This is a genomic window from Streptomyces sp. NPDC034049 (assembly GCF_055575575.1).
Genome location: NZ_JBVISJ010000009.1, coordinates 364,121 through 387,901, shown reverse-complemented (window position 1 = coordinate 387,901; position 23,781 = coordinate 364,121). Strand labels below are relative to the sequence as shown.

20 protein-coding genes are annotated in these 23,781 nt (G+C 72.6%); 12 read left to right on the top strand and 8 right to left on the bottom strand.

The window, feature by feature from the left end:
• The first annotated feature begins 141 nt into the window (after positions 1–141).
• The 4 genes from ACZ52C_RS26650 (at position 142) to ACZ52C_RS26635 (ending at position 5,645) form a co-directional block, all read left to right on the top strand.
• Positions 142–912 carry an isopentenyl transferase family protein gene (locus tag ACZ52C_RS26650; protein ID WP_469077122.1) on the top strand — a complete coding sequence of 257 codons (771 nt, stop codon included), beginning with the start codon at positions 142–144 and terminating at the stop codon, positions 910–912.
• Positions 909–2,252 carry an FAD-binding protein gene (locus tag ACZ52C_RS26645; RefSeq protein WP_469077121.1) on the top strand — a complete coding sequence of 448 codons (1,344 nt, stop codon included), beginning with the start codon at positions 909–911 and terminating at the stop codon, positions 2,250–2,252. Before ACZ52C_RS26650 ends, ACZ52C_RS26645 begins: the two co-directional genes overlap by 4 nt.
• A complete protein-coding gene (locus ACZ52C_RS26640; protein ID WP_469077120.1) occupies positions 2,243–3,796 on the top strand; it encodes a TIGR00730 family Rossman fold protein in 1,554 nt (517 codons plus the stop codon). Before ACZ52C_RS26645 ends, ACZ52C_RS26640 begins: the two co-directional genes overlap by 10 nt.
• An 88-nt stretch (positions 3,797–3,884) precedes the next feature.
• Positions 3,885–5,645, top strand: coding sequence for an ABC transporter ATP-binding protein (locus ACZ52C_RS26635; RefSeq protein WP_469077119.1), 1,761 nt, complete (start codon positions 3,885–3,887; stop codon positions 5,643–5,645).
• Between the two features lie 27 nt (positions 5,646–5,672).
• Here the strand turns inward: ACZ52C_RS26635 and ACZ52C_RS26630 are convergent, their stop codons facing one another.
• Positions 5,673–7,133 (bottom strand): aldehyde dehydrogenase family protein, encoded by a 1,461-nt coding sequence (locus tag ACZ52C_RS26630; protein ID WP_469077118.1) that lies wholly within the window; start codon positions 7,131–7,133, stop codon positions 5,673–5,675.
• 184 nt (positions 7,134–7,317) lie between these two features.
• Positions 7,318–7,614, bottom strand: a complete 297-nt coding sequence (locus ACZ52C_RS26625; RefSeq protein WP_469077117.1) for a hypothetical protein — start codon at positions 7,612–7,614, stop codon at positions 7,318–7,320.
• A gap of 204 nt (positions 7,615–7,818) precedes the next feature.
• Here ACZ52C_RS26625 and ACZ52C_RS26620 point away from each other — a divergent pair, with 204 nt between their 5' ends.
• Entirely contained in the window at positions 7,819–8,184 is a 366-nt protein-coding gene (locus tag ACZ52C_RS26620) for a nuclear transport factor 2 family protein (RefSeq protein WP_469077116.1), read from the top strand.
• A gap of 154 nt (positions 8,185–8,338) precedes the next feature.
• On the top strand, positions 8,339–9,568 hold the full coding sequence (locus ACZ52C_RS26615; RefSeq protein WP_469077170.1) for a glycosyltransferase: 1,230 nt from the start codon (positions 8,339–8,341) through the stop codon (positions 9,566–9,568).
• 109 nt (positions 9,569–9,677) lie between these two features.
• Here the strand turns inward: ACZ52C_RS26615 and ACZ52C_RS26610 are convergent, their stop codons facing one another.
• A complete protein-coding gene (locus ACZ52C_RS26610; RefSeq protein WP_469077115.1) occupies positions 9,678–10,355 on the bottom strand; it encodes a TetR/AcrR family transcriptional regulator in 678 nt (225 codons plus the stop codon).
• Between the two features lie 164 nt (positions 10,356–10,519).
• Here ACZ52C_RS26610 and ACZ52C_RS26605 point away from each other — a divergent pair, with 164 nt between their 5' ends.
• The gene (locus ACZ52C_RS26605; protein ID WP_469077114.1) at positions 10,520–11,785 is read left to right on the top strand and encodes a YncE family protein; all 1,266 of its coding nucleotides are present in this window, start codon (positions 10,520–10,522) and stop codon (positions 11,783–11,785) included.
• Here the strand turns inward: ACZ52C_RS26605 and ACZ52C_RS26600 are convergent.
• Positions 11,778–13,661: a glycoside hydrolase family 5 protein gene (locus tag ACZ52C_RS26600; protein WP_469077113.1), complete on the bottom strand. Its 1,884-nt coding sequence runs from the start codon at positions 13,659–13,661 to the stop codon at positions 11,778–11,780. The two genes, ACZ52C_RS26605 and ACZ52C_RS26600, sit on opposite strands and share 8 nt — an antisense overlap.
• Positions 13,662–13,977: 316 nt before the next feature.
• Here ACZ52C_RS26600 and ACZ52C_RS26595 point away from each other — a divergent pair, with 316 nt between their 5' ends.
• Entirely contained in the window at positions 13,978–14,217 is a 240-nt protein-coding gene (locus ACZ52C_RS26595; protein ID WP_469077112.1) for a hypothetical protein, read from the top strand.
• Between the two features lie 74 nt (positions 14,218–14,291).
• On the top strand, positions 14,292–14,855 hold the full coding sequence (locus ACZ52C_RS26590; RefSeq protein ID WP_469077111.1) for a hypothetical protein: 564 nt from the start codon (positions 14,292–14,294) through the stop codon (positions 14,853–14,855).
• 69 nt (positions 14,856–14,924) lie between these two features.
• Here ACZ52C_RS26590 and ACZ52C_RS26585 read toward each other — a convergent pair whose 3' ends face one another.
• Entirely contained in the window at positions 14,925–15,428 is a 504-nt protein-coding gene (locus ACZ52C_RS26585; protein ID WP_469077110.1) for a hypothetical protein, read from the bottom strand.
• A gap of 72 nt (positions 15,429–15,500) precedes the next feature.
• The gene (locus ACZ52C_RS26580) at positions 15,501–15,974 is read right to left on the bottom strand and encodes a hypothetical protein (protein WP_469077109.1); all 474 of its coding nucleotides are present in this window, start codon (positions 15,972–15,974) and stop codon (positions 15,501–15,503) included.
• Positions 15,975–16,234: 260 nt separating this feature from the next.
• Here ACZ52C_RS26580 and ACZ52C_RS26575 point away from each other — a divergent pair, with 260 nt between their 5' ends.
• Positions 16,235–17,344, top strand: coding sequence for an XdhC family protein (locus ACZ52C_RS26575; RefSeq protein ID WP_469077108.1), 1,110 nt, complete (start codon positions 16,235–16,237; stop codon positions 17,342–17,344).
• Between the two features lie 45 nt (positions 17,345–17,389).
• Here the strand turns inward: ACZ52C_RS26575 and ACZ52C_RS26570 are convergent, their stop codons facing one another.
• Both ACZ52C_RS26570 and ACZ52C_RS26565 read right to left on the bottom strand, forming a co-directional pair.
• The gene (locus ACZ52C_RS26570) at positions 17,390–17,893 is read right to left on the bottom strand and encodes a metallophosphoesterase family protein (protein ID WP_469077107.1); all 504 of its coding nucleotides are present in this window, start codon (positions 17,891–17,893) and stop codon (positions 17,390–17,392) included.
• Between the two features lie 12 nt (positions 17,894–17,905).
• Positions 17,906–20,404: a SpoIIE family protein phosphatase gene (locus ACZ52C_RS26565; protein ID WP_469077106.1), complete on the bottom strand. Its 2,499-nt coding sequence runs from the start codon at positions 20,402–20,404 to the stop codon at positions 17,906–17,908.
• Positions 20,405–20,667: 263 nt separating this feature from the next.
• Here ACZ52C_RS26565 and lanKC point away from each other — a divergent pair, with 263 nt between their 5' ends.
• Entirely contained in the window at positions 20,668–23,466 is a 2,799-nt protein-coding gene (gene lanKC, locus ACZ52C_RS26560) for a class III lanthionine synthetase LanKC (protein ID WP_469077105.1), read from the top strand.
• Positions 23,467–23,553: 87 nt separating this feature from the next.
• Entirely contained in the window at positions 23,554–23,670 is a 117-nt protein-coding gene (locus tag ACZ52C_RS26555) for a SapB/AmfS family lanthipeptide (RefSeq protein ID WP_005483995.1), read from the top strand.
• Positions 23,671–23,781 lie beyond the last annotated feature (111 nt).

Below are 23,781 nucleotides of genomic sequence, written 5' to 3'. Positions count from 1 at the left end.
CTTTAACCAAGCGAGAGGAAAGTGGCCATCTCTTTGCCTTGTGGAGGCGTAGTTCTGGTGTTTGCGCGGACCCGCACCTGCGTAACTTGATGTTGATCAACTCACTCGTGCAAGCTCCGGAACCAGGAGGCGGCGCCAGCCATGGCCGACAGCGGAACACCTTCCGAGGCACCACCCTTCGTCCACCTCGTCGCCGGACCGACCGGCGTCGGGAAGAGCGCGGCGGCCACGGATCTGGCCCGGGTGACCGGTGCCCCCGTCGTCGTCGCGGACCGGTTGCAGTGCTTCACGGACCTGGCCACCACGAGCGCCCGCGCGGGCGCGGCGGCGCCGGGGGTCCAGCGGTACTGGCTGGGCGACCGCACGGTGGCCGACGGCGACCTGTGCGCGACACAGGCGACGGACGCGCTGGTCACGCTGGTGCAGGAGCTGGGCGCCCGGCATCGCTTCGTGATCGTCGAGGGCGGCTCGATCTCCCTGCTGCGCGAGCTGTCCGCCCGCCGTGCCGACCTCGGCTGGCGGCTGACCGTACGGCTGCTGCCGGCCCCCGAGCGCGCCGAGTACGTCGCGGCGCTCACCCGCCGGGCCCGGGTGATGCTGACCCCGCCGGCCCCCGAGCGCGGTCTGCTCGACGAGCTGGCCACCCTCTGGCAGGATCCGCGGCACCGGTGGTTCGCCGCTTCCGTCAACGGTTTCGAAGCCGTCCTGGAATGCTGCGCGAAATATTCACTGGATGTGGAGAACCTGCACAGGCGGGATCTGCCCGAGCACATCCTGACGCGTATGGCGGGTTTGATTGCCGAGCGGCACGCCGAGCACGGTTTTCTGCAGCAGCAGGTGTTCTCCGAAATTTTCGAGACCCGGATTTCCGGGGACGGATTCGACTTCGGAACGCTGGAGCGTGCGGCATGACCGCGGTGTCCGAATTCACCCCGCCGCCGGACACCGCCGCGCGGCTCGCACGGGCCGCCCACGATTTCGGCCACATCGTCACCTCGCGCCCGCTGAGTGTGTGCACGCCCACGTCGGTCGCCGAGATCCAGGACGTCCTCGCCCACGCCGGCCCGCGCCGACTGCCCGTCGCGGCGCGTGGCGGCGGCTACGCGCTGTACGGGCAGGGGCAGGTCGACGGCGGCTGCGTCGTCGACATGGGCGGGCTGGACGAGGTGCGCTGTCTCCCGGAGGAGCGGGTCCTGGTCGCGGGCGCCGGCGCGCTCTGGAGCGATGTCGTACGCGCCGCCCTCGCCGAGGGGCTGACCCCTCCGGTCCTCCCCGACCACCTCGGCGGCAGTGTCGGCGGCGTGCTCACCACCGGCGGCTTCGGCGGCTCCAGCCACCGGTACGGGCTGGTCGCCGACCAGGTGCGGGAGCTGGACGTCGTCACCGGCGCCGGTGAGGCGGTCACCTGCTCCCGCGACCGGAACCGGGACCTCTTCCACGCCGTCCTCGCCGGTCTCGGCCAGTGCGCGCTGATCGTCCGTGCCACCCTCCGGCTGCTGCCCGCGCCCGCGCTCGTGCGCCGCTACCGCCTCTATCACCAGGACCCGGCCACGTACTTCACCGATCAGCGGCGGCTCGCCCGCGACGACCGCTTCAGCCAGGTGTGCGGGCAGGTGCGACCGGCCCTCGGCGGCAGCTGGGACTACGTGGTCGAGGCGGTCGCCCCGCACACGGACCGACTTCCGCCGGACGACGCCGCGCTGATCGGCGACCTGGCCCACGACCACGACCTGGAGGAGATCGAGGACCTCGCGTACGAGGAGTATCTGCGGCGCCTGGACCGCGACGAGCGCATCCTGCGGGTGACGGGCGAGTGGAGCCGTCCGCATCCGTGGCTGACCCTGCTGCTGCCGGAGGAGGCGGCCCCCGCGTTCGTGCCGGAGGTGCTCGCCGACGCGGCCCAGCACGGGCTGCGCACCTGCGGGACGGTCCAGCTGCGTCCCCTCGACGGCACCGTCCTGCGCGCCCCGCTGCTGCGCAGGCCGCCGGGCGAACGGCTCTGTCTGCTCTCGCTGATGCGCACGGCCCCGTCCCAGGACCCGGACCGCGTCCGGCGGTTGGTGGCGGCGAACCGGGCGGTGTACGAGCGGGCGCGGCGGCTCGGCGGTGTGCTGTACCCGGCCGGCGCGGTGCCGATGACGCCGGAGGACTGGCGGGCGCACTTCGGTCGCGCCTACGACGGGCTCGACCGGGCCAAGGGGCACTACGACCCGTATCGCGTCCTCACCCGGGGGTACGGGCTGTGGCGGTGAAGGGGGTGACGGTGTTCTGCGGCGCCTCGCCCGGACACCGCCCGGAGCATCTGCGCTCCGCCGCCGAACTGGGCGCCGCGCTCGCCGGCGCCGGGCTGCGGCTGGTCTACGGCGGTGCCCGCACCGGGCTGATGGGGGCGGTCGCGGACGCGGCCCTTGCGGGCGGGGGTGCGGTGACCGGTGTGGTCCCGCGCCGGATGCTGCCGTACGAGATCGCGCACACCGGGCTCGACGAGCTCGTGGTGGTGGACGGCATCCATGAACGCAAGGCGCGGATGGCCGAGTCGGGCGACGCGTTCGTGGCGCTGCCCGGGGGTCTGGGCACGCTGGAGGAGTTGTCCGAGGTGCTGGCGTGGGCGCAGCTGCGCATCCACCGCAAGCCGTGCCTGCTCCTCGATCCGACCGGCTTCTACCGGCCGCTGCTCGACTTCCTGCGGCACGTCGGGGACGAGGGCTTCCTGCACCCCGGGGATCTGGAGCGGCTCGTGGTGTGCGGGTCGGCGCGGGAGGTCGTCGAGCGGCTGACGGTCGCGTCGGCGCGGGAGGTCGTCGACCGGCTGACGGCCGCGTCGGCGCGGGTCCCGGCCGTCTCCGCCCCGCCCGAGCTGGGCCGGACCGCGTTCCTCTTCTCGGGCGGGGGTTCGCAGCAGCCGGGCATGGGGCGCGAACTGTACGACTCCCGGCCGGTGTTCACGGCGGCCCTCGACGAGGTCTGCGCGGCCCTGGACCCGTACCTCGACGTACCGCTGCGGGACGTGATGTTCGCCGAGCCCGGGACGCGCACGGCCGCACTGCTCGACCGGATCGCCTTCGCCAACCCCGCGATCTTCGCGCTCCAGGTGGCCCAGTACCGCCTCCTGGAGAGCGTGGGCCTCACACCGGAGGTGCTGTTCGGGTACTCGGCGGGCCGGATGGCCGCCGCCCATGTCGCCGGGGTCTTCTCGCTGGCCGACGCGTGCCGGGCCGTGGGCACGCTGTCCCGGCTCATGGGCGCGATCGTGACGCCGGGGGCCATGGCGGCGCTGGAGGTGGGCCCCGACGAACTGACACTGGAGCTGGAGCGGGAACCGGGGGTGGTGGTCGCGGCGGTCAACGGGCCCCGGGCCCTGGTCGTCTCGGGCGACCGGGACGCGGTGACGGCGGTGCACGACGGCTGGGCTGACCGGGGCCGCCGCACCCGGCTGCTGCGGGTGGGGCTGGCCGCGCACTCGCACCACCTGGACCCCGTCCTGGACTCCTACCGCGCCACCTTGCGGACCATGGGCCTGCGGGCCCCGCGCATCCCGCTGATCTCGGACGTCACCGCGCGGCCGGTCGGCGCCGAGGCCACCGAACCGGAGTTCTGGGTGCGGGAGTTGCGTGACCCCGTGCGCTTCTCGGCCGCGCTCGACCTGATGCGCCGGGACGGTGTGGAGTCCTTCCTCGAACTGGGTCCCGGCGAGGTCCTGGCGCGCATGATCGACGAGTACCCGCCGGACGACGGAGCCGGGGCACCGGCCGTGCTCACCGTCGCCCGGGACTGGAGGGCGCTGCTGGGCGGCTGAAAGCCGTTCCCGGTGCTCCTCACCCCCGACGTAGGCTGAAGCTCCGCGCCCCGGTCCCCACTCCCCGACCGACCTGCCGAGGAGCCCTGTGAGCACCCCTGAGACCACCGCCGAGCGGCAGCCACCCACCTGGCGGCTGCTGCTCGGCTATGTACGGCCCCATCGTGGGGCACTGCTGCTGGGCGCGCTGCTGTCCCTGGTCACCGGCGCCACAGGCCTGGCCCTGCCGTTGGTGGCCCGGGAGCTGATCGACGACCTCTCGCACGACCGGACGATCACCTGGGCGCTGGTCCTGATGTCGGCGCTGGTCGTCACCAACGCGGCGTTGGGCGCCGTGGGTTCGTACGTGCTGCGGCGCACCGCCGAGTCGGTGGTGCTCGGCGCGCGGCGCGCCCTGTCGTCGTATCTGCTGCGGCTGCGGATCACGGCGGTGGACCGCAGCGAGCCGGGCGACCTGATGGCGCGGATCACCTCCGACACCACGCTGCTGCGCGAGGTGACCACCGACACCCTGGTGGGCCTCGGCACCGGCGGGCTGACCCTGGTGGCGACGGTGGTGCTGATGGGTCTGGTGGACCCGGTGCTGCTGGCCGTGACCCTGGGCGTGATCGTGGGCGCGGGCGTGGTGTTCGGGGTGATCGTGCCGCGCATCAACCGGGCGAGCAGGGCCGCGCAGGACGCGGTGGGCGCGATGGGCGCCTCGCTGGAGCGGATCCTCGGCGCGCTGCGCACGGTGAAGGCGTCCGGCGCCGAGCACCGCGAGGAGGAGACGATCCACGCGGCGGCCGAGGAGTCGTGGCGGCAGAGCGTGCGGGCCGCCAAGTGGTCGGCCGCCGCCGGGAACACGGCCGGGCTCGCCATGCAGATCGCGTTCATCACGGTGCTTGCGGTGGGCGGCGCGCGGGTCGCGACCGGCGCGATCGACGTGGGCACGCTGGTGGCGTTCCTGCTGTACGTCTTCTATTTGATGTCGCCGATCCAGCAGGTCGTGGGCGCGATCACCCAGTACCAGACGGGTGCCGCCGCGCTCGCCCGTATCCAGGAGGCGCTGCGGCTGCCCGCCGAGCCGGCCTCCGCACCGGCTCCGCTGCCGTCCCCGGACGCGGAGCCCGCCGCCCTCGCCTTCGACGAGGTCCGTTTCCGGTACGCCGACGATCTGCCGTACGTCCACCACGGGGTGACCTTCGAGGTCCCGGCGCGGGGCATGACGGCGTTCGTGGGCCCGTCGGGCGCCGGCAAGACCACGGTCTTCTCGCTGATCGAGCGGTTCTACGATCCCGAGGCGGGCCGCATCACGGTCGACGGCCGTGATGTCGCCGAGTGGGAGCTGTCCCGGCTGCGGTCCGCGATCGGGTACGTCGAACAGGACGCGCCCGTGCTGTCCGGGACGCTGCGGGACAACCTGCTCCTGGGCAACCCGCGCGCCGACGAGGGCGACCTGACACGGGTGCTGAAGACGACCCGGCTGGACGGCCTGGTCGCCAGGCTTCCGCAGGGCCTGGAGACCCTGGTCGGCCACCGGGGCACCAAGCTCTCCGGCGGCGAGCGTCAGCGGGTGGCCATCGCGCGGGCCCTGCTGCGCCGCCCCCGGCTGCTGCTGCTCGACGAGGCGACGAGCCAGCTGGACGCGGTGAACGAGGCGGCGCTGCGCGACACGGTCGCGGACGTGGCCCGTACGACGACGGTGCTGGTCGTGGCCCACCGGCTGTCCACGGTGACGATGGCCGACCGCATCGTGGTCATGGACGCGGGCCGGGTCCGCGCGGTCGGCACCCATCGCGAACTGGTGGCCGCCGACCCGCTGTACGCGGAGCTGGCGGCCACGCAGTTCCTCGCGACGGCCGGATAGCCGGAGCCCCCGGAGGGACCCCGGGGGTCAGAAGGGGAAGTGCGACTGCTGGCCGGCGATGGTCACCCAGCGGGTGTTGGAGAACGCCTCGATGCCCCAGCGTCCGCCGAAGCGGCCGTAGCCGGAGGCCTTCACCCCGCCGAAGGGGGCCATCGGCTCGTCCGCCACGGACTGGTCGTTCACGTGCACGATGCCGGTACGGATCCGGCGCGCGACGGCCAGGCCGTGGGTGGCGTTCTCGGTGATGATGCCGCAGCTCAGGCCGTTGTCGGTGTCGTTGGCGAGGGCCACGGCCGTGGCGTCGTCGGCGAACGACCGCAGGACGCAGAGCGGACCGAAGGACTCCTGGTAGTACAGGTCGGCGTCCTGGGGGACGTCGGTGAGCACGGTCGCCGGGTGCACCGCGCCCTCGGGCTGCCCGCCCCCCGTGAGCACGGTGGCGCCCTTGGCGACGGCGTCCTTGACCAGGGCGGCGATCCGTTGGGCGGCGTCGGCGCTGACCAGCGGACCGACCACCGTGTGCGGGTGGTTGGGGTCGCCGGCCTGGAGGGAGGCGACCTTGGCGGTGAACTTCTGCGCGAACTCCTCGGCGAGCGACTCGTGGACGAGGATGCGGTCGCCGGACATGCAGATCTGTCCGGCGTTCATGAAGACGCTGAAGGTGACGGCGTCGACGGCGTAGTCCACGTCGGCGTCGTCGAGCACGATCACCGAGTTCTTGCCGCCCAGCTCCAGCACGGCGGGCTTGAGATGACGGGCCGCGTGCTCGCCGATGATCCGGCCGACACCGGTGGAGCCGGTGAAGTTCACCGCGCGGACCCGCTCGTCGGAGATCAGCGCCTCGGCGATCTGCGCCGCGTCCTCGGGGGCGTTGGTGACGACGTTGAGCACCCCGTCGGGCAGCCCCGCCTCCCGGAACACGTCCGCCACGAGGAGCCCGCAGGCGATCGGGGCGTCCTCGCTGGGCTTGACGACGACGGTGTTGCCCGCCGCCAGCGGCGCCGCGACCGCCCGGACACCGAGGATGACCGGCGCGTTCCAGGGGGCGAACGCCGCGACCACACCCAGCGGTTCGCGTACCGCGAGGCCCAGCGCGCCCTCCTTCTGGCTGCTGAGGACCTCACCGCGCGGCGCGGTGATCGCGGCCGCGGCCTCGCGCAGGATGTTCGCCGCGAGCGCCACGTTGAAGTACGCCCACGGCCGGGTGCCGCCCGCCTCGCGGGCCATGATGTCGGCGACCTGGTCGCCCCGGCCCTCCAGCAGCTCGGCCGCCTTGAAGAAGATCGCCCGCCGGGCGAAGGGGGTGAGCGCGGCCCACTCCTCGAAGGCGGCGTCCGCGGCGTCCACGGCTCGCCGGACGTCCTCCGGCCCGGCCGCCGCGACCGTCGCGTACACCTCCCCCGTGTACGGGTCGAGGTCCTCGGCGGTGCGGCCGGACGTGGCGGGCACGTCCTTGCCGCCGATCAGAAGGTCACGGGTGATGGCCATGATGCGGCTTCCTAGGGGTACGTATCGACGACGGTACGTGATCGAGCATGATCGCTCATGAACGTTCGTAGTGCGAAATTCAATTACGTTACTGTTCCGTGATGCTCTGCCCGGCCCCCGGGCATGTCAAGAGCCCCACCACGACGAACGCGGCGGGGCTCCGGAACGGACGCGGGCGGCTTCGCTACTCGATGGCGCCCAGCAGGCCGAGGGCGGGGGCGGCCATGTCGGTGACCTGGTGCAATTCGTTGAGCCGGTTCAGTTCGTGCACCTGGTTGAGGCTCTTGAGCTGCTGCGAGGGGCGCGGCAGGGCCGCCCGCTGCTCCTCGGGAAGATCGCCGACGGCGAGCGAGTCCAGCGTGGTCATCGGGTTGAGCTGCGTCGTTTCCGCGACGGCGTCCGCGTTCGCCATCGGTGCGGCCAGGCCCGTGACACCGATGGCGAGACCCACGGCGGCGACGATACGTCGAGTTGAGATCATGCCCTCAGCAACGCGCCCCGGGCCCCTGCGGTCACGGCCGCTCACCCGTGAGGCGCAGGGGCGGACGGAGGCGAGCGCAACGCCGTTCGACGCGCGCCCGCGCCTGCGCTTGCCGAGTCCCGCCGGACGGAGGAGCCTCGAAGGAGAGGCCGTTCGCGGCCCGTTCACCCATGCCGGGCCACGGCCTTTCGAAGGAGGTCACCCATGGGCACCTCGACCAGCCCCGCCTTCGACGTCGAAGCGCTGCGCAGGGGCACGGAGGAAGCGAACGCGGCGACGCTGACGTCGCTCTACGCGGACGACGCCGAACTGCGCGTCGTGGACCGCAACACCCAGCCCAGCCACCCCAAGGTCCTGCACGGCCGGAACGAGATCGGCGCGATGTTCGACGACGTCTGCAGCCGGGAGATGACCCACAGGGTCGAGCAGTGCCTGGTCCAGGGCGACCAGGTCGCGTTCACCGAGTCCTGCGAATACCCCGACGGGGTGCGGGTCCTGGCGAGTTCCATGATCTCTCTGAAGGACGGGAAGATCGTCGACCACACGATGGTCCAGGCCTGGGACGAGTGAGCGTCCGGGGCGCCGACTCGCCCCGGACCGCTCTCGGCGGGCCCCCGGCGGCGCGGTGCGCTTTCGGACAGGGGCTCTTTCGGGTCATCGCGGTGCCGTCCCCCTGACGGGGCACGGTCGCGCGGCCATACTGACGGGCGTGCGTGTAGCGATCATGACGGCGGGTTCCCGGGGTGACGTGGCGCCGTACACCGGACTCGGACACGGGCTGGTGCGGGCGGGACACGAGGTCACGCTGGTGACGCACGCCCGTTTCGAACCCCTGGTGGCGGGTTCGGGAGTCGTCTTCCACTCCCTGCCCGTGGATCCCCGGGCGGAGCTGGAGTCGGAGCGCGGGCAGGGGCTGCACCGGAGCACCACCGGCGCCGGGAAGCTGTACCGGGCGGCGGAGATGGCCCGGAGCCTGGTGGGACGGATGGCCGGCGATCTGGTGGCCGCCGCCCGCGCCAGCGACGCCCTGCTGCTGGCGGGCACCCTCGCGCCCCTCGGCCACACCATCGGTCAGGGCCTCGCGATCCCGACGCTCGGCGTGAACCTCCAACCCCTGGCGCCCACAAGGGAGTTCGCGCCCCCGATGACCGGGGTGCGCTCCTGGGGCCCGGTCGGCAACCGGGCGGCCGGGCACGCGGTGAACACGGCCGTCGAATGGATCTTCGCGGAGGAGGTACGCAGGCTGCGCGCCGAGTACGGGCTTCCGCGCACCGGCCGGACGGCCGCGCGGCGGGCCCGTGAGCGGCTGGGCCGGCCGGTGTTCCACGGCTTCAGCCCCCGGGTGGTGCCACGGCCCGGGGACTGGCGGGCCGGGCTGGACGTCACCGGTTACTGGTGGCCGTACGACAGCGTGGACCGGCTGCCGGCCCCGCTGCTGGACTTCCTCGACGCCGGTCCTCCGCCCGTCTTCGTGGGCCTGGGCAGCGCCACCGTGCCCGATCCCGAGCGGATGAGCGACGAGGTCGTACGGGCCCTGCGGGCGGCCGGGCTGCGCGGGGTGATCCAGCGCGGCTGGGGCGAACTGCGGGGCGAGGGCGACGACATGTTCACCGTGGGCGAGGTCCCGCACTCCCTGCTCTTCCCGAGGACGGCGGCCGTCGTCCACCACGCGGGCGCGGGCACCACGGGGGCCGGCCTGCGCGCCGGGGTGCCTGCCGTGCCGGTGCCCGTGCAGTTCGACGAGGGTTTCTGGGCGGCCCGGCTGGTCGCCCTCGGGGTGGCGCCTGCCGCCGTCCCGCTGCGCGGCTTCACCGCCGCCGCCCTCACGGCCGCCCTGCGCCGGGCGACCACCGACCCGTCGTACGGCCGTCGCGCCCGCGCCCTGGCCGAGCATCTGCGGGCGGAGGACGGGGTGGCCCCGGTCCTGACGGCGGTGAACCGACTGGCGGGCTGAACGTGCGAGGGCGTGAAGAGCAGGGGCTGCGCCCCTGCTTTTCAGGGGCGCGGGGAACTGCGCGAGAAGCCCCACCGGACCCGCACCCGAAGAACCACCCTGCCATCCCCTACGGTTCCGCCACTTCACCCTCCCCCGGTCGCCATCCCACCGGTCGCAGTATCCCCAGCAGCAGTCGGACCAGTTCGTCGACCACCTCGTCCAGAGGGGCGTCGACCCAGCCGGCCTGCCAGTCGTGGAGGAGGCCGTTGACGCTGCCGATGAAGGCGGTCGCGGCGATGCGGTAGTCGCGGTGGACGGCCTCGCCGCGCTCCGCCGCCGCGGTGGCCTCGGCGCAGATGAAGTCGACCCAGCGGGCGCGGCGTTCGAGGCGCTGGCGCTCCATACGGGGACTGACGCCGACGATCTCGGTGAAGGTGATGCGCAGCCGGCGCGGGTCGCCGGTGACATTGGCGGCGTACGCGAGGAACGCCGCGGAGACCCGCTCGGCGATCGGCCGCCCCTCCGCCGTGGCGAGTCCGGCGAGCGCGGCCTCCTCCGCCCAGTCGTTGACCCGTAGATGGAGAGCGGCCAGCACGTCCTCCAGGGAGTGGAACTCCTCGTAGAACTGGCGGGTCGACAGTCCGGCGGCCTCACTCAGGGCCGCGATGGTGGTCGCCCGGAAGCCGGGGGTGTCGCCGAAGAGCCGCAGCCCCGCGTCGAGGAAGCGGTCCCGGCGCTCGGCCCGGCGCTCCGCCGCGGATCTGCCCCCGTAACGGCCGGTGGGCTGTTTGAGCCTGCCCGACACGTTTCTCCCTCCTGACGGACTCACCCGTACGACGCCCGATGCGGCCGTCGCTCGATTTTGTCGTGTCCCTGGTCTTGTGGTGAAGCGGGACCGTTCCTTACTTTCCAGTAAGTCTGCTCTGAACACAGGTGTGTTCAGACTCCGCCCGCGCAGGAGGATCCGACATGCCCCTCTCCCCCACCCCCCGTGTCCGCAGGAACCGGCACCTCGGTGCCGTCGCCGTCGCCCTCGCGCTGACCGCCTCGGCCGCGGCGACCGCGACGCCGGCGAGCGCCGCTGCCGGTCTGCGGGAGGTGATGTTCGTGGGCAACAACTGGGAGGGCACCGCAGATGTCATCAAGGCCTCCGGCGACTTCGCCAAGATCGGCCGTATCAACGTCATCCCCGACAAGGACGCCCGGATGGCGGAGATCAACGCCGACCCGATCCGGTGGATCGCCTACATGACGATCCGGAACAGCGTGGGCGAGGGCCACGACCAGTACGTGGACGACATGTACTCCACGCCGGACGGCTCGTCGATGGTCGTCTCCCGCCCGAGCTTCGCCGACGTGGTCTCCATCGACATCAGGACCGGCGCCGTCAACTGGCGCTTCCCCGTGTCGGGTTACCGCTCCGACCACATGGCGGTCTCCCCCGACGGCAAGCGCGTCGCGGTGTCGGCGTCGACCGGCAACACCGTGCACGTCCTGGACATCGTCACCGGCAAGGAGGTCGGTTCGTTCAAGACCGGCGACAAGCCGCACGAGAACATCTTCACCAAGGACGGCAAGTACATCTGGAACATGGCGATCGGTGACGTCAACACCCAGACCGACGCGCCCTGGCTGGACTGGACGAAGGGCGACCGCAAGATCACGGTCGCCGACGCCAACACCTTCCAGCAGGTCAAGGTGATCGACATGCGCGCGCGGCTCGACGCCATCGGGCTGAGCGACTACTCGGACGCGGTCCGTCCCGCCGCGTTCTCGCCGGACGAGACGAAGCTGTACTTCCAGGTGTCGTTCTTCAACGGCTTCTTCGAGTACGACATCGCCACCGACAAGATCACCCGCACCAAGACCCTGCCGAAGTCCCCGGGCGTCAGCGACGACCGCACCACCTTCGTCAACGACTCCCGCCACCACGGCCTCACGATGAAGCCGGACGGCACCAAGCTGTGCATCGCGGGCACGATGGACGACTACGCGACCGTCGTGGACCGCGTGACCCTCCAGGAGGGCCCGCTGGTCCCGGTCTCCAAGCCGTACTGGTCGACCGTCAGCGGTGACGGCAAGTCCTGTGTGGTCTCCGAGAGCGGTGCCGACCAGGTCACCGCGATCGACTTCGCCACCGGGAAGAAGACCGTGTCCGTCGCAGTCGGCGACCACCCCCAGCGGGTGCGCGTGGCACAGGTGCCCGCCGACTGGACCGGACCCTCGGCTAACTGAACCTGGTGGTCAGCCAGTTCGACAGCTCCGTCCGCGCCGCGCTCAGCTGCGTCGCGGTCGGGGCTGTCGCGCCGTTGGTGACCAGGGCGTAGTGCAGCTTGCCCGAGTCGGCGGCGGTGAGGAGCAGACGGCGGCTGCCGGTGCCGCCGGGTTCCCGTGCGGCGGCGATCGGCGTGGACGTGGTGTACGCCGGCGGCGCGGCCGTCACCCCGAGGTCGGACACCACCGTGGTGGACGCGGTGGGGAAGGACGCCGGGAGGTGCAGCTCGGTCGGTTCGGTGCTGCCGTCCGAGCGCCAGACCAGCAGGGAGTACTGGCCGGAGCCGACGAGCGAGGAGACGTTCGGCAGGGAGCCGGGCACCGGGTTCCACGTCAGGGTCGTGGAGCCGTCGCGCGAGCGGTCCTCGTAGGTGAAGGCGACCGTCCGGCCCGCGGTGGCGCTCGGGTAGATCCGGTCCAGCATCCGGGCGTCCTGCCGGAGCACGGCCGTGCCGGAGTCGTCGAGGCGTACGGCGGAGAGGTCCTCGTCGTTCCAGCCGTCGGCCTCGACCTGCACCTTGTCGGGGTTGTCGTTCATCAGCTCGTGGTGGCGGCCCCAGTAGATGTCCCACTGCCACTGGGAGCCGGAGAGGACCGGGCCGGAGGCGGCCGGGTTCGACCACCAGTCGACGCCCTTCACCCGGGAGTCCAGCGCCTGGTACATGGCCTTGTGGACCGTGGGCGCCTTGTCGGAGACCGAGCCGCTGAGCGGGTGTCCGAACTCGCTGACGATCGCCGTCGTGCCGCCGGCGGCGGCCCGGTCACGGACGGCCTGGAAGTCGTTCACGTACTGGCCGTTCTCCGCCTTGCCCCACATGAAGACGCCGGAGATCGCCTTCTGGTCGTAGAAGTGGGTGTTGAAGACATAACGCGGTCCGATGGTGCCCGCGTCGAGCAGTCCGCCCTCCTGCTTCTGGAAGTCGATGTTGGCGTTCCAGAAGAGGTTCGGCTCGACGAACGCCGGTTTGGACTGCCAGCCCGCCGCGTCCATCCGGGCGCGGAACTTGACGTAGAACGGCCACAGGACGTCCTTCTCCCACGTCCTGCTGGTCTGCCCGGAGTCGAGGGTCCCGAAGTGGGGCTCGTTCCACGGGTCGAAGCCGACGAGGCCCTGGAACTGGGCGGTCGTGAGGTTCGCCTTCAGATACGTCATCGTCTTCTGCGCGGTGTCCAGGAAGGAGTCCTGGAGCCCGTGGGTGTTGTGCCAGAAGTCGTACGTCGCCTCCGTCACGGCCGCGTTGGAGGTGATGTTCTGGCCCCAGAACGGGCAGATGCCGCAGTACTCGTCGGGGTAGTCACCGAGGTCGACGGCCCACTTGGGGGCGCCGTCGCCGGTGTACCAGCTGTCGGAGTCGAACAGCCAGCGGGAGTACAGGTCCTGGTGGAAGTCGGGGTAGACCTTGATCCCGGCGTCCAGGAACGCGCCCATCTGCGCGGTGGCCGCCGCCAGGTAGGAGGTGCTCACCTGCCCGCGGACCGGTTCCGCGTAGGCCCAGGAGAGCAGGAAGCGGACGGAGTTGCCGCCGCCGAGGGCCCTGAGCGCGGTCGCCGACTTCTTCGCGTCGGCGACCGAGGCGAAGGGCAGACCGTTGTTCTCCTTGAGTTTCGTCTCACCCGAGACGTTGTAGCCGCGCAGGACGACCTCGCGGCCGAGTCCGTCCTTGAAGGTGCCGCCGTCGACCGTGAGAGTGGCCGCGGCCTGTGCGTCGAACCAGAGTTCGTCAGTGAGAGCGGAGGCGGGCTGGGTGGGGCCCACCGTGGTCAGGAAGCCGGTGACGAGTACCAGGACACCGAGCAGACTCATGCGCAATCTTGACATGTCCGCCACATTCGACATGTGCACTACCGTCCCAATGGGCAGGCGAGTCGTCAATAGCAACTGACGCACGAGTAAGTACCCGTTTTCGCAAGACAGTTCACCTGCCACGACCGATTCTTTGCCCCCGCGCGACCGCGTCGGGCCGGCGCGGCCGACCGAAGGGTCCCCGAGCCGCACGGGAAACACCCCCGACGCACGCCTCTCGGAGTTCAGGCGATGTTCACCCGAACGTCACCAGGGAGGGCCCTGTCGCCGGGAGCGGCCTATGGTTGATCACAGTTTGGGCCTGTTTCTCCCGTACTCCGTCCGGTGTACACGAAAGGTGGTATGTGCGGTGGACAGCTCTTTTCGCGGGCTCCGCGAACACAAGCCAGGCACGCGTGACTTCGACCCGAGGAGCGCCCTGCCCCGTCTCGACCGCCTCGGGCCACGGGAGGGGGAGAAGCGCTCGGACGCACGGAACGAGCGCTGCGCGTCGCTGTACGACGCGATACGGGACATGGGCCGGTACCAGGCGGCGGTGGAGGCGGAGAGCCGCAGGACGGGCGGTGACGACCTCCTGCCCGGCCCATGACGAAATGACGCGACCAGGACCGAGCCACGTGTGAGGGGGCTCGGCGCGACCGACCACCATCGGGCTGGGCTTTCATGGGCACAGAACCGCGGACCGACACCGGCTTCTCCCCCGAGGAGCCCCCGGGACGCACCACGGGCAACAAGTACTTCAAGGAGTTCATGAGGCTCGTGCACGTGAGCCTGCGGAGCTGGTGGTGGGGGGAGCCGCTGGCGGCGACGCTCGGCGGTCTCGGGGGCGCCTGGATCGGGCACGACGACGACCTGCCCATGGACGAGGTGCTGGGCGTCGCCGTCTCCATGGTGGGCGTCATCATCGGATCCGTGTTCGCCGTCCTGGCGATGATCACCCGCGCCTGCGACAACACCTTTCTGCGCAAGGCGAGAAAGGCCCGGCTCCTGCCCGTCGTCAACTACCTGTGGCCGTTCTTCACCATCATCGGCATGGGGATCCTGTCCATCGTGTTCCTGCTGCTGATGGCCGGGATCTCCGAGGACGCGCCCACGCTGCTGCTCATGACGGTCAGCGCGTCGGCGGGGTTCTGCGTCCTGTGGACCCTGGCCGGTCTGCTGCCCGCCCTGGGGGCGCTCATCGTGTTCACCCGCCTCATCGAGAAGACCTCGGCCGTGAACGACTGACGACAGCCCCGGACGGCACCCGGTGCGGGGACGCGCACACGTCTCCCGCACCGGTCGTTCAGCCGCGCGTCACTCGTCGACGTTGAGCATGATGTGGGTCCGGTGACCGTCCAGGGTGAGGTAGCCGTCTCCGTAGGCGGAGCGGTAGTGGCCCGTGCCGCCGACGATGGCCGTCTTGGCCGTGACCGGCTGGAGCGGCCGGTAGTCGATCATGTCGCTGAGGGTCAGCGTCCCCTTCTTCAGGCGCAGCACGCGGGTGCACTGCGCGGTGACCGCCCCGGCCCCGCTGCGCACCACGTCGCACTCCGACTCGCCGTCGCCGGCGTACCGCAGCTCCGTCTTCCCCGACTTCTTGGCCTTGTGCGGGGTGTACAGGTCCAGCGGAGTGGTCCAGGTGCCGCCGACCACGCCGTCCGGGGACGGCCAGGTGGCGACCCGGTTGACGCCGACGAGCTCGACCTTCTCGATGTCGTTGTCCTGGTCCTTCTGCTCGGCCTGCGCCGACGTCGGGAGAAGGGCGAGCGTGGTGGTGAGGGCGGTGACGAGCACCCCGCGGACAGCCGATGTGATCACTGAACCTCCAGTTCGGACAAGGTGCACTCGGACGGCGGAACGGCCGACGGCCCGTCGGCGCGGGGGTGCCGGTCAGTCATCGACGTAGAGGTCGAAGACGAAGCGGCCGGGCTCCACGGTGATGTAGCCCTCGCCCTCGGCGTCGTTGTAGATGCCCGTGCCGCCCGCGATGGAGGTCTTGGCGGTGACGCGCTCGTCCCCCTTGCGGCTGATCATGTCGTGGAGGGTGATCTCCCCGCCCTTGAGGCGTAGCACCCGGGTGCACTGGGCGGTGGACCGCTGAGGGGTCGCCTCGACGAGGGTGCAGCGCGAGCCGCCGTCGCCGACGTACTTGCCCTTGGGGTCGTGCAGGTGCAGATAGGTGGTCCAGGTGTTGCCGGGCTCGGTCTGCGCGGCGGCTGTGTCGTGCGCGGCGTGGCCGACGAGCTTGACTCGTACGACGTCCTCGTCCCCGACGTCCGCGGCGGCCGGCGCGGAGAGCGACGTGGCGAGAGCTGCGGCCAGGACGCCGAGGGTCACGGCGCCGCGGGCAGTGGCAGAGGGCATGCATCCTCCCAGGTGAATGTGGTGGTGGGTGCTCGGACTCAGGAGCATGGACATTCCATGTACCGGGTCCCCGCATGGCAACGCGCCTGGCGCGGCGGACGGCCGAGGCCACCCGAACAGGGGCGCGCTCCTCATCCCCCTGGGCGTCCGCCCGCCCGGTCGGGCCCCTCGCGCGGACGCCCGCCGGCGAGGGGCGGCCCGCCGGTGTGCCGTACCCCCGCACTCGTACTTGGATGGAGGGGACGCGAGAGGAGCGGGCGATGCGTGAGATCCTCCCGGCGCTCGGCGCGTGGTACGCGGCGGGCTCCCCCTTCGGACTCGCCACCGTCGTCGCGGTCAGCCGGAGCGCGCCGCGCGGGCCGGGGGCCGCCATGGCGGTCGGGCCCGGGGACGAGGTGGTGGGCAGCGTCTCCGGCGGCTGTGTGGAGGGGGCGGTGTTCGAGCTGGCCCAGGAGGTGCGGGCGTCCGGCGAGCCGCGGTCGGCGACCTTCGGCTACAGCGACGACGACGCGTTCGCGGTGGGGCTGAGCTGCGGCGGGGAGATCACGCTCCTGGTGCGCCGGGTGACGGCGGCCGAGGACCCGTCGTTCGGGCCGGTGGCCGAGACGGTGGGTGCGGGGCGTCCGGTGACGGTGGCGACCGTGGTCGACGGTCCCGGAAGGCTCGGCGCCACGCTGGCGGTGTGGCCGGAGCGGACCCTCGGCAGCCTCGGCACGGCGGGCCTGGACGCCGCGGTCACCGCCGACGCGCGCGGGGAGTTGGCCCAGGGTGTCACCGGGCCGCGGCACTACGGCCCGCACGGCGAGCGGCGCGAGGACGCGGTCACCGTCTTCCTGCACTCGTTCGCGCCGCCGCCGCGCATGCTGGTCTTCGGCGCGATCGACTACGCGGCGGCGGTGGCCCGGATCGGCGACTTCCTCGGGTACCGGGTCACCGTGTGCGACGCCCGCCCGGTCTTCGCCACGCCGAAACGCTTTCCCCCGTCCGTGGAGGTGGTCGTCGACTGGCCGCACCGCTATCTGCGCGGCGCCGCCACCGACGACCGCACGGTCGTCTGTGTGCTCACCCACGACCCCAAGTTCGACGTGCCGCTCCTTCGGGAGGCGTTGCGCCGGCCGGCCGCGTACGTCGGGGCGATGGGGAGCCGCCGGACGCACGAGGACCGCACCCGGCGGCTGCGGGAGGCCGGGCTCGACACGGCCGCGCTGTCCCGGCTGCGCTCCCCCGTCGGCCTGGACCTCGGTGCCCGTACGCCGGAGGAGGTGGCGGTGTCCGTCGCGGCGGAGATCGTCGCGCTGCGGTGGGGCGGCAGCGGGGTGCCGCTGACGGAGACGAGCGGGGTGATCCATCCGCCGGCCCCGTCCCGGTGAGGGCTGTGACGCGGCCCCGGTGAGAGGCGACGATGCCGCCCCTGCTCAGGTCCTGGGCGGCAGTCGGTGCAGGTGGACCTCCGTCAGCGCGCCGTCGGCGACCGTCGCCGTCATGTAGGTGCAGTGGGGCTGCCGCCGGCGGTCGGTCGGGGAACCGGGGTTGAGCAGGCGAAGGCCGGTCGAAGTCGTCGTGTCCCACGGGATGTGGCTGTGGCCGAAGACCAGGACGTCGGTGTCGGGGAAGCGGGCGGCGCAGCGGGGTTCGCGGCCCTGCGCGGGGCCGGTCTCGTGGACGACGGCGAGGCGCAGCCCGGCGAGGTCGGCGCGGGCCACCTCGGGGAGGCGGGCGCGCAGGCCGGGGCCGTCGTTGTTGCCGTACACGGCGATCAGCCGGCGTGAGCGGGCCTGGAGCAGGTCGAGGGTGTCCTCGTCGACCCAGTCGCCGGCGTGCACGACGACGTCGGCGCGCGGCAGTTCCGCGAGGAGGGGGCCGGGCAGCGCCTTGGCGCGCTTGGGCAGATGGGTGTCGGAGAGGAGCAGCAGACGCACCCTGCCAGCGTGTCACTCGATGGGGATCTCCGCCCACACCTGCTTGCCGCCGCTGACCGGGACGGTGCCCCACGCGGAGGACATGGCCTCGACGAGGAGGATGCCGCGGCCGCCGGTGGCCTCCCAGCCGATGACGGTGGGTTTCATCGGGGTGCGCGGGGAGGAGTCGGCGACGGAGACGCGCAGCCGGTCGGCGAGCAGGGTGAGGTCGAGGCGGACCCGGCCGTCGGTGTGCACGAGGGCGTTGGTGACCAGCTCGGAGACCACGAGGAGCACGCTGTCGGCCACGGATTCGACGCCCCAGCGGCGCAGCACACGGCGGGTGTAGCGGCGAGCCTGCCCGACCGCCTGGGGGACGCGCCACACGCTCCAGTTCTCGCGCTGGGGGCGCAGCGCCATGCCGTCGTAGCGGACCAGGAGGAGGGCCACGTCGTCGTCGCGGTTGGCGCCGCCGAGGAGGGTGTCGGCGACCACGCCGAGGTGCGCGGGGTCGGCGGCGGACAGTTCGGCGGCGAGATGGTCGAGCCCGTCCTCCACGTCGACGTCGGCGGACTCCACGAGGCCGTCGGTGGTGAGGGCCAGCAGGGTGCCGGGGGTCAGCCGCAGCGGGCTCATCGGGAAGTCGGCCTGCATGACGACGCCGAGCGGCGGGCCGCCCTCGGCCTCGCTGATCTCGGTGCTGCCGCTCGGGTGACGCACCACCGGCGGGATGTGGCCGGCCCGGACGTACCAGGCGGAGCCCTCCTCCATGTCGATGTCGACGTAGCAGCAGGTCGCGAAGAGGTCGGTCTCCATGTCCATGAGGAGGCGGTTGGCGTGCGAGACGACGACGTCCGGGGGGTGCCCCTCGACGGCGTACGCGCGCAGCGCGGTGCGCATCTGGCCCATCAGGGTGGCGGCGCCCGCGTTGTGGCCCTGGACGTCGCCGATGACGAGGGCCACGTGGTTGTCGGGCAGCGGGATCACGTCGTACCAGTCGCCGCCGACCTCCAGTCCGGCCGTGGTGGGCAGATAGCGGGCGACGGCGACCGCGCCGGGCAGCTGGGGCAGGCGGCGCGGGAGCAGGGTGCGCTGGAGCATGCCGACGAGTTCGTGCTCGGCGTCGAAGGCGTGGGCCCGCATCAGGGCCTGCCCGGCCAGGCCCGAGGCGGCGGTGAGCAGGGCGCGTTCCTCGGGGCCGAAGTCGTGGGGGTTGTCCCAGCCGATCAGGCACGCCCCCGCCATGCGGCCGCCGGCGGGCAGCGGGAGGACGGCGAGGCCGCCGGGGCCGACGTCGGCGAGGGCCGGCTCCAGATCGGCTCCGGCGGGCCAGATCCCGGCGCGTCCCTCGCGCAGGGCGGTGGCGAGGGTCGGCATGGTGCGCACGGGGGCGTCCGGCCACTCGGAGCGCCATTCGGAGCGCCACACCTCGGGCCAGACCTCCGGCTGCGGCGGATCGAGGACGGTGACGACCAGGCGGTCGCCCTCCAGCTCGGCGAGGGCGATCCGGTCGGCCTGCAGCGGTTTGCGCAGGGCGGTGACCACGGCCTGGCTGACGTCCCGGACGGTGCCGGCGGTGGCCAGGGCGGCGGCGAGGCGCTGGATGCGGGCCACGTCGCCGCGTCCGGTGCGCAGGGTGGAGGCGTCGGCGACGGTGCCGACGAGACGGGCGGGCCGCAGCTCGCCACCGGGCAGGATCCGGCCGCGCAGCCGGAGCCACTTCTGCTCGCCGGACGGCTGGAGGATGCGGAACTCCAGCTCGCGGTCGCCGATGGACATGTGGTCCGCCTCCACGACGGACATCAGCGCCGGCAGGTCCTCGGGCACGGTCAGCGCGATCAGCGTCTCGACGCGGCCGTCGAAGTCGTCCGGGCCGATGCCGAACAGCTCCAGCAGCCCCTCGTCGACCTCGACCCGCCCGGTGTCCATGGCGAGGTCGAAGGAGGCGCCGGACCCGGCGGGCGTTGCGGGAGCGGCGCCGGCGGCCGCCTCGGCGAGCACGTCGAGGCAGCGCCGGTCCTCGGCGTCGAAGGCGTCCGTGCCGTCGCCGACGGCCACGAGACAGCCGCGTTCGCGCAGCGGCAGCAGGCCCAGGGAGAAGCCCCCGGCCAGGGCACGGCGGACGTCGGCGTCCTGAGGGGTCTCGGCGTCCTGAGGGGCGTCCTGAGGGGCGTCCTGGTGCGGGTCGGTGCCCGGGTGCGGGTCGGTGTCCCGGAGCAGGTCCGTGGAGGCGAGCCAGCGCGGGCGGCCCGAGCGGCAGGTCTCGGCGACCGGGGCGGTGCCCGATGCCGGATAGCTGTCGGAGAGCCCGTACAGGTTCCGGGGCACGCCGGCGGAGGCGGTGAGGGACAGGGCCTCGCCCTCACCGTCGGGGAGGTACACGGCGGCGACGGTCGCGCTGGTGAACACGAGCACCTGTTCGAGGATGGCGTGCAGCCGCTCGTGCGGATCGAGATCGCCGCCGAGCGTCCTCAGCGCGAGTTCGGCACGCAGCGTCCTCGTTCCGTGTTCCGCAGCGCCCTCACTGACCACGTCCGCAATTACAGCGCTTCCGGCCCGGTCGCGCAGCCCCTGGGACCGTTCGGCGAGGCCGGGGCCCTGTCCACGGGGGCCGTCCGGGATCGAAAGAACCCGAACAGATCTTCACGCGTGCGTTCCGCACACCGACCGCGTGACAGGCGTGACGGGTCACTGGTGACAGCCGTGACTGTCGGGTCCCGGGGCGGGCTGGAAGGCTCGTCCTCACCCGGCCCAGGGGGCGACGGCAGTGACGGCACACGACTCGGGGGACGCGCATGGACAAGCGGTACGAGGCGTACGCGCTCGCCGACCGGCACTTCTACGAGACACCGGACCGGCTGTCGGCCGGTGACCGCGCCGGCACGGCGGCACCGGGCTTCGAGACGGCGGGGCGCGCGGTCCCCGAGGGCTGGCGGGCCGCCCGGATCGGGGACTGGCTGACGCTGACCCCGGTCGACGACGGCGGGCGGCCCCGTCCCGGGCCCACCCAGGGATGGAAGGTGCACGCCTCCGCCACCCGGGCGAACGCGGACCGCGTCGCGGCGATCGTGTGGGACTACTGCGTGCCCCGGCGGATCCCGTTCAAGTTCGTGCCGGGCCCGCATCTGCTGCACCTGCGCAACGCGAAGTACGCGGCCCGCGACACCAGCGGCAAGTTCGTGACGGTCTACCCGGCCGACGAGGAGCAGCTGCACCTCGTCCTGCGCGAGCTCGGGGCGCTCCTTGAGGGCTTCGAGGGGCCGTACATCCTCACCGACCTGCGCTGGAACGAGGGACCGCTGTACGTCCGCTACGGCGCCTTCGCCCGCTCCTTCGTCGTCGACGAGCGCGGCACGCTCGTCCCGGCGGTGCGCGACGGCGCGGGCACGCTGGTCCCGGACCAGCGCAAGCCGACCTTCCATGTGCCCGACTGGGTGACCCTGCCCGCGTTCCTGGAGCCGCAGCTGGCGGCGCGCAACACGACCACGGTCGGGGAGCTGCCGTACCGCATCGAGAAGGCGCTGCACTTCTCCAACGGCGGCGGGGTGTACGTCGGCACCGACACCCGCGACGGCCGCCGGGTGGTCCTCAAGGAGGGGCGCCCGCACGCCGGGCTGGCCGCCGACGGGGCCGACGCGGTCACCCGGCTGGAGCGGGAGAAGGACGCGCTGGAGCGGCTCGCCGGCCTGGGGGTGGTGCCCGAGGTGCGTGACTGGTTCACCCTGGGCGACCACCGCTTCCTGGTCATGGACTTCGTCGAGGGCCGCCCGCTCAACTCCTACGTGGCCGAACGGCACCCGCTGCTCGCGGCGGACCCCGGACCGGGCGCGGTCGCCGCGTACACGGCGTGGGCGTTGCGCGTCCACCGGGCCGTCGAGGAGGCGGTCGAGGCGGTGCACGGGCGCGGGATCGTCTTCAACGACCTGCACGTCTTCAACATCATGGTCGCGCCCGACGAACACTCGGTGTCGCTGCTGGACTTCGAGGCCGCGGCACCCGCCGAGGAGAACGGCCGTCAGGTCGTCGCCCACCCCGGCTTCCTCGCGCCCCCGGACCGCACCGGCCCCGACGTCGACCGCTACGCCCTCGCGTGTCTGCGCCTCGCGCTGTTCCTGCCGGTCACCTCGCTGCTCGTGGTGGAGCGGGCGAAGGCCGCGCATCTGGCGGCGGTGATCGCGGAGCAGTTCCCGCAGGTGCCGCGCGCGTTCCTGGACGAGGCGGTGGCGGAGATCTCCCGTGACATCGGGGCCAAGGGGACGGCATCGCCACCGGCACCGGCACCGGTGGCGCGCACCCGGGCGCCCGAGGCAGGGTCGGGCAGTGTTGCGGACGACGTGGCGGCCGGGGCGGGTGGCGTGGCGGCCGGCTGGTCGCCGGCCGAGCCCGGCGACTGGCCCTACAGCCGCGACTCCATGGTCAAGGCGATCCTGGCCTCCGCGACGCCGGAGCGCGACGACCGGCTCTTCCCCGGCGACGTCGCCCAGTTCTCCGACGGCGGCGGCCTCGGGCTCGCGCACGGCGCGGCGGGGGTCCTGTACGCGCTCGCGGAGGTCGGCGCCGAACGCTACGAGGAGGGCGAGCGCTGGCTGCTCGACCACACCGACCCGGTGCCGATCGGCACGCCGCTCGGCCTGTACGACGGCCTCGCGGGCGTCGCCCACACCCTGGAGCGGCTGGGGCACCGGCAGCGGGCCCTGGACCTCGTCGAGCAGATCCTCGGCGAGAAGTGGCACAAGCTGTCGTCCGACCTGCGCGGGGGCCTCGCCGGGCTCGGACTGGTGCTCGACGAGCTGGCGCGGACCACCGGTGAGGCCACGTTGCACGACCACGCGGCGCGGGCGGCCGACCTGCTGGTCCGGCGTCTAGCCGAGCCCCGCCCGGCACCGCCCCGCCGCCGGGCCGGCCTGCTGCGCGGCGCGAGCGGACCCGCGCTGTTCCTGCTGCGCCGGTACGAGGCCACGGGCGAGCGCGCGTTGCTCGACGCGGCAGGCGAGGCGCTGCGGCAGGACCTGGAGTGTCTCGTCGAGCAGAAGAACGGCGGGCTGGCCGTCGACGAGGGGTGGCGGACGATGCCGTACCTCGGCGACGGGAGCGTGGGCGTCGGGATGGTGCTCGACGACTACGCGGCGGCGACCGGCGCCGTCGATGCCGGCGACCGTGACGACGCCGGTGACGGCGCCGGTGGCGATGCGGCTGCCGCTGGCAGTACCCGTGCCGATGACGGGGGCGGTCGATTCGCCCGCCCCGCGGACGAGTTCGCCCGGGTCCGCGCGGGCGTCCTGGCCGCCGCGTCCTATCGCTTCTACGCCCAGCCGGGGCTGTTCGAGGGCCGCGCCGGGATGATCCTGCACCTCGCCCGGACGGGTGCCCCGCGCGAGCGGCTGACGGAGCAGATCGCCGCCCTCGGCTGGCACTCGATGCCCTACCAGGGCCAACTGGCCTTCCCAGGGAACCACTTGATGCGGCTCTCCATGGACCTCGGTACCGGAACGGCGGGGTGCCTGCTGGCCCTCGGCGCGGCCCACGCCGCCGCCGACGGCGACGCCACGGCGCACCTTCCGTTCCTGCCGCCGCTCCGACGGCGGCCCCACTGACGCGGTTCCGCCACCCGGCGGAGTCGTGACGCACCACTCCCGTCCCCACAAGGGCCCCGAGCGGGCCACCGATCGAAAGGAATCGACATGGCACTCCTCGACCTGCAGACGATGGAAGCCGACGAGACGACCGGCACCGGCGGCCCCAGCTCCCTGAGCGTGCTGTCCTGTGTGAGCGCGGCCAGCATCACGCTCTGCCTCTGATCATCTGCCTCTGATCGTCCGAGCGGGCGTCCGGGTCACCCGGGCCGCCCGTCGGACCGGCACGGCGGCTGAGTCGCGCCGACGGCTCCGGACGGTTCCTCTCCCCTGTCC

Bases quoted from the DNA above. Each gene is read 5' to 3' on its own strand.
- ACZ52C_RS26620 (WP_469077116.1), top strand. From the start codon at position 7,819: ATGGGCACCTCGACCAGCCCCGCCTTCGACGTCGAAGCGCTGCGCAGG.
- ACZ52C_RS26630 (WP_469077118.1), bottom strand. From the start codon at position 7,133: ATGGCCATCACCCGTGACCTTCTGATCGGCGGCAAGGACGTGCCCGCC.
- ACZ52C_RS26605 (WP_469077114.1), top strand. From the start codon at position 10,520: ATGCCCCTCTCCCCCACCCCCCGTGTCCGCAGGAACCGGCACCTCGGT.
- ACZ52C_RS26580 (WP_469077109.1), bottom strand. From the start codon at position 15,974: ATGCCCTCTGCCACTGCCCGCGGCGCCGTGACCCTCGGCGTCCTGGCC.
- ACZ52C_RS26645 (WP_469077121.1), top strand. From the start codon at position 909: ATGACCGCGGTGTCCGAATTCACCCCGCCGCCGGACACCGCCGCGCGG.
- ACZ52C_RS26625 (WP_469077117.1), bottom strand. From the start codon at position 7,614: ATGATCTCAACTCGACGTATCGTCGCCGCCGTGGGTCTCGCCATCGGT.
- ACZ52C_RS26600 (WP_469077113.1), bottom strand. From the start codon at position 13,661: ATGTCGAATGTGGCGGACATGTCAAGATTGCGCATGAGTCTGCTCGGT.
- ACZ52C_RS26590 (WP_469077111.1), top strand. From the start codon at position 14,292: ATGGGCACAGAACCGCGGACCGACACCGGCTTCTCCCCCGAGGAGCCC.
- ACZ52C_RS26555 (WP_005483995.1), top strand. From the start codon at position 23,554: ATGGCACTCCTCGACCTGCAGACGATGGAAGCCGACGAGACGACCGGC.
- ACZ52C_RS26650 (WP_469077122.1), top strand. From the start codon at position 142: ATGGCCGACAGCGGAACACCTTCCGAGGCACCACCCTTCGTCCACCTC.
- lanKC (WP_469077105.1), top strand. From the start codon at position 20,668: ATGGACAAGCGGTACGAGGCGTACGCGCTCGCCGACCGGCACTTCTAC.
- ACZ52C_RS26615 (WP_469077170.1), top strand. From the start codon at position 8,339: ATGACGGCGGGTTCCCGGGGTGACGTGGCGCCGTACACCGGACTCGGA.
- ACZ52C_RS26575 (WP_469077108.1), top strand. From the start codon at position 16,235: ATGCGTGAGATCCTCCCGGCGCTCGGCGCGTGGTACGCGGCGGGCTCC.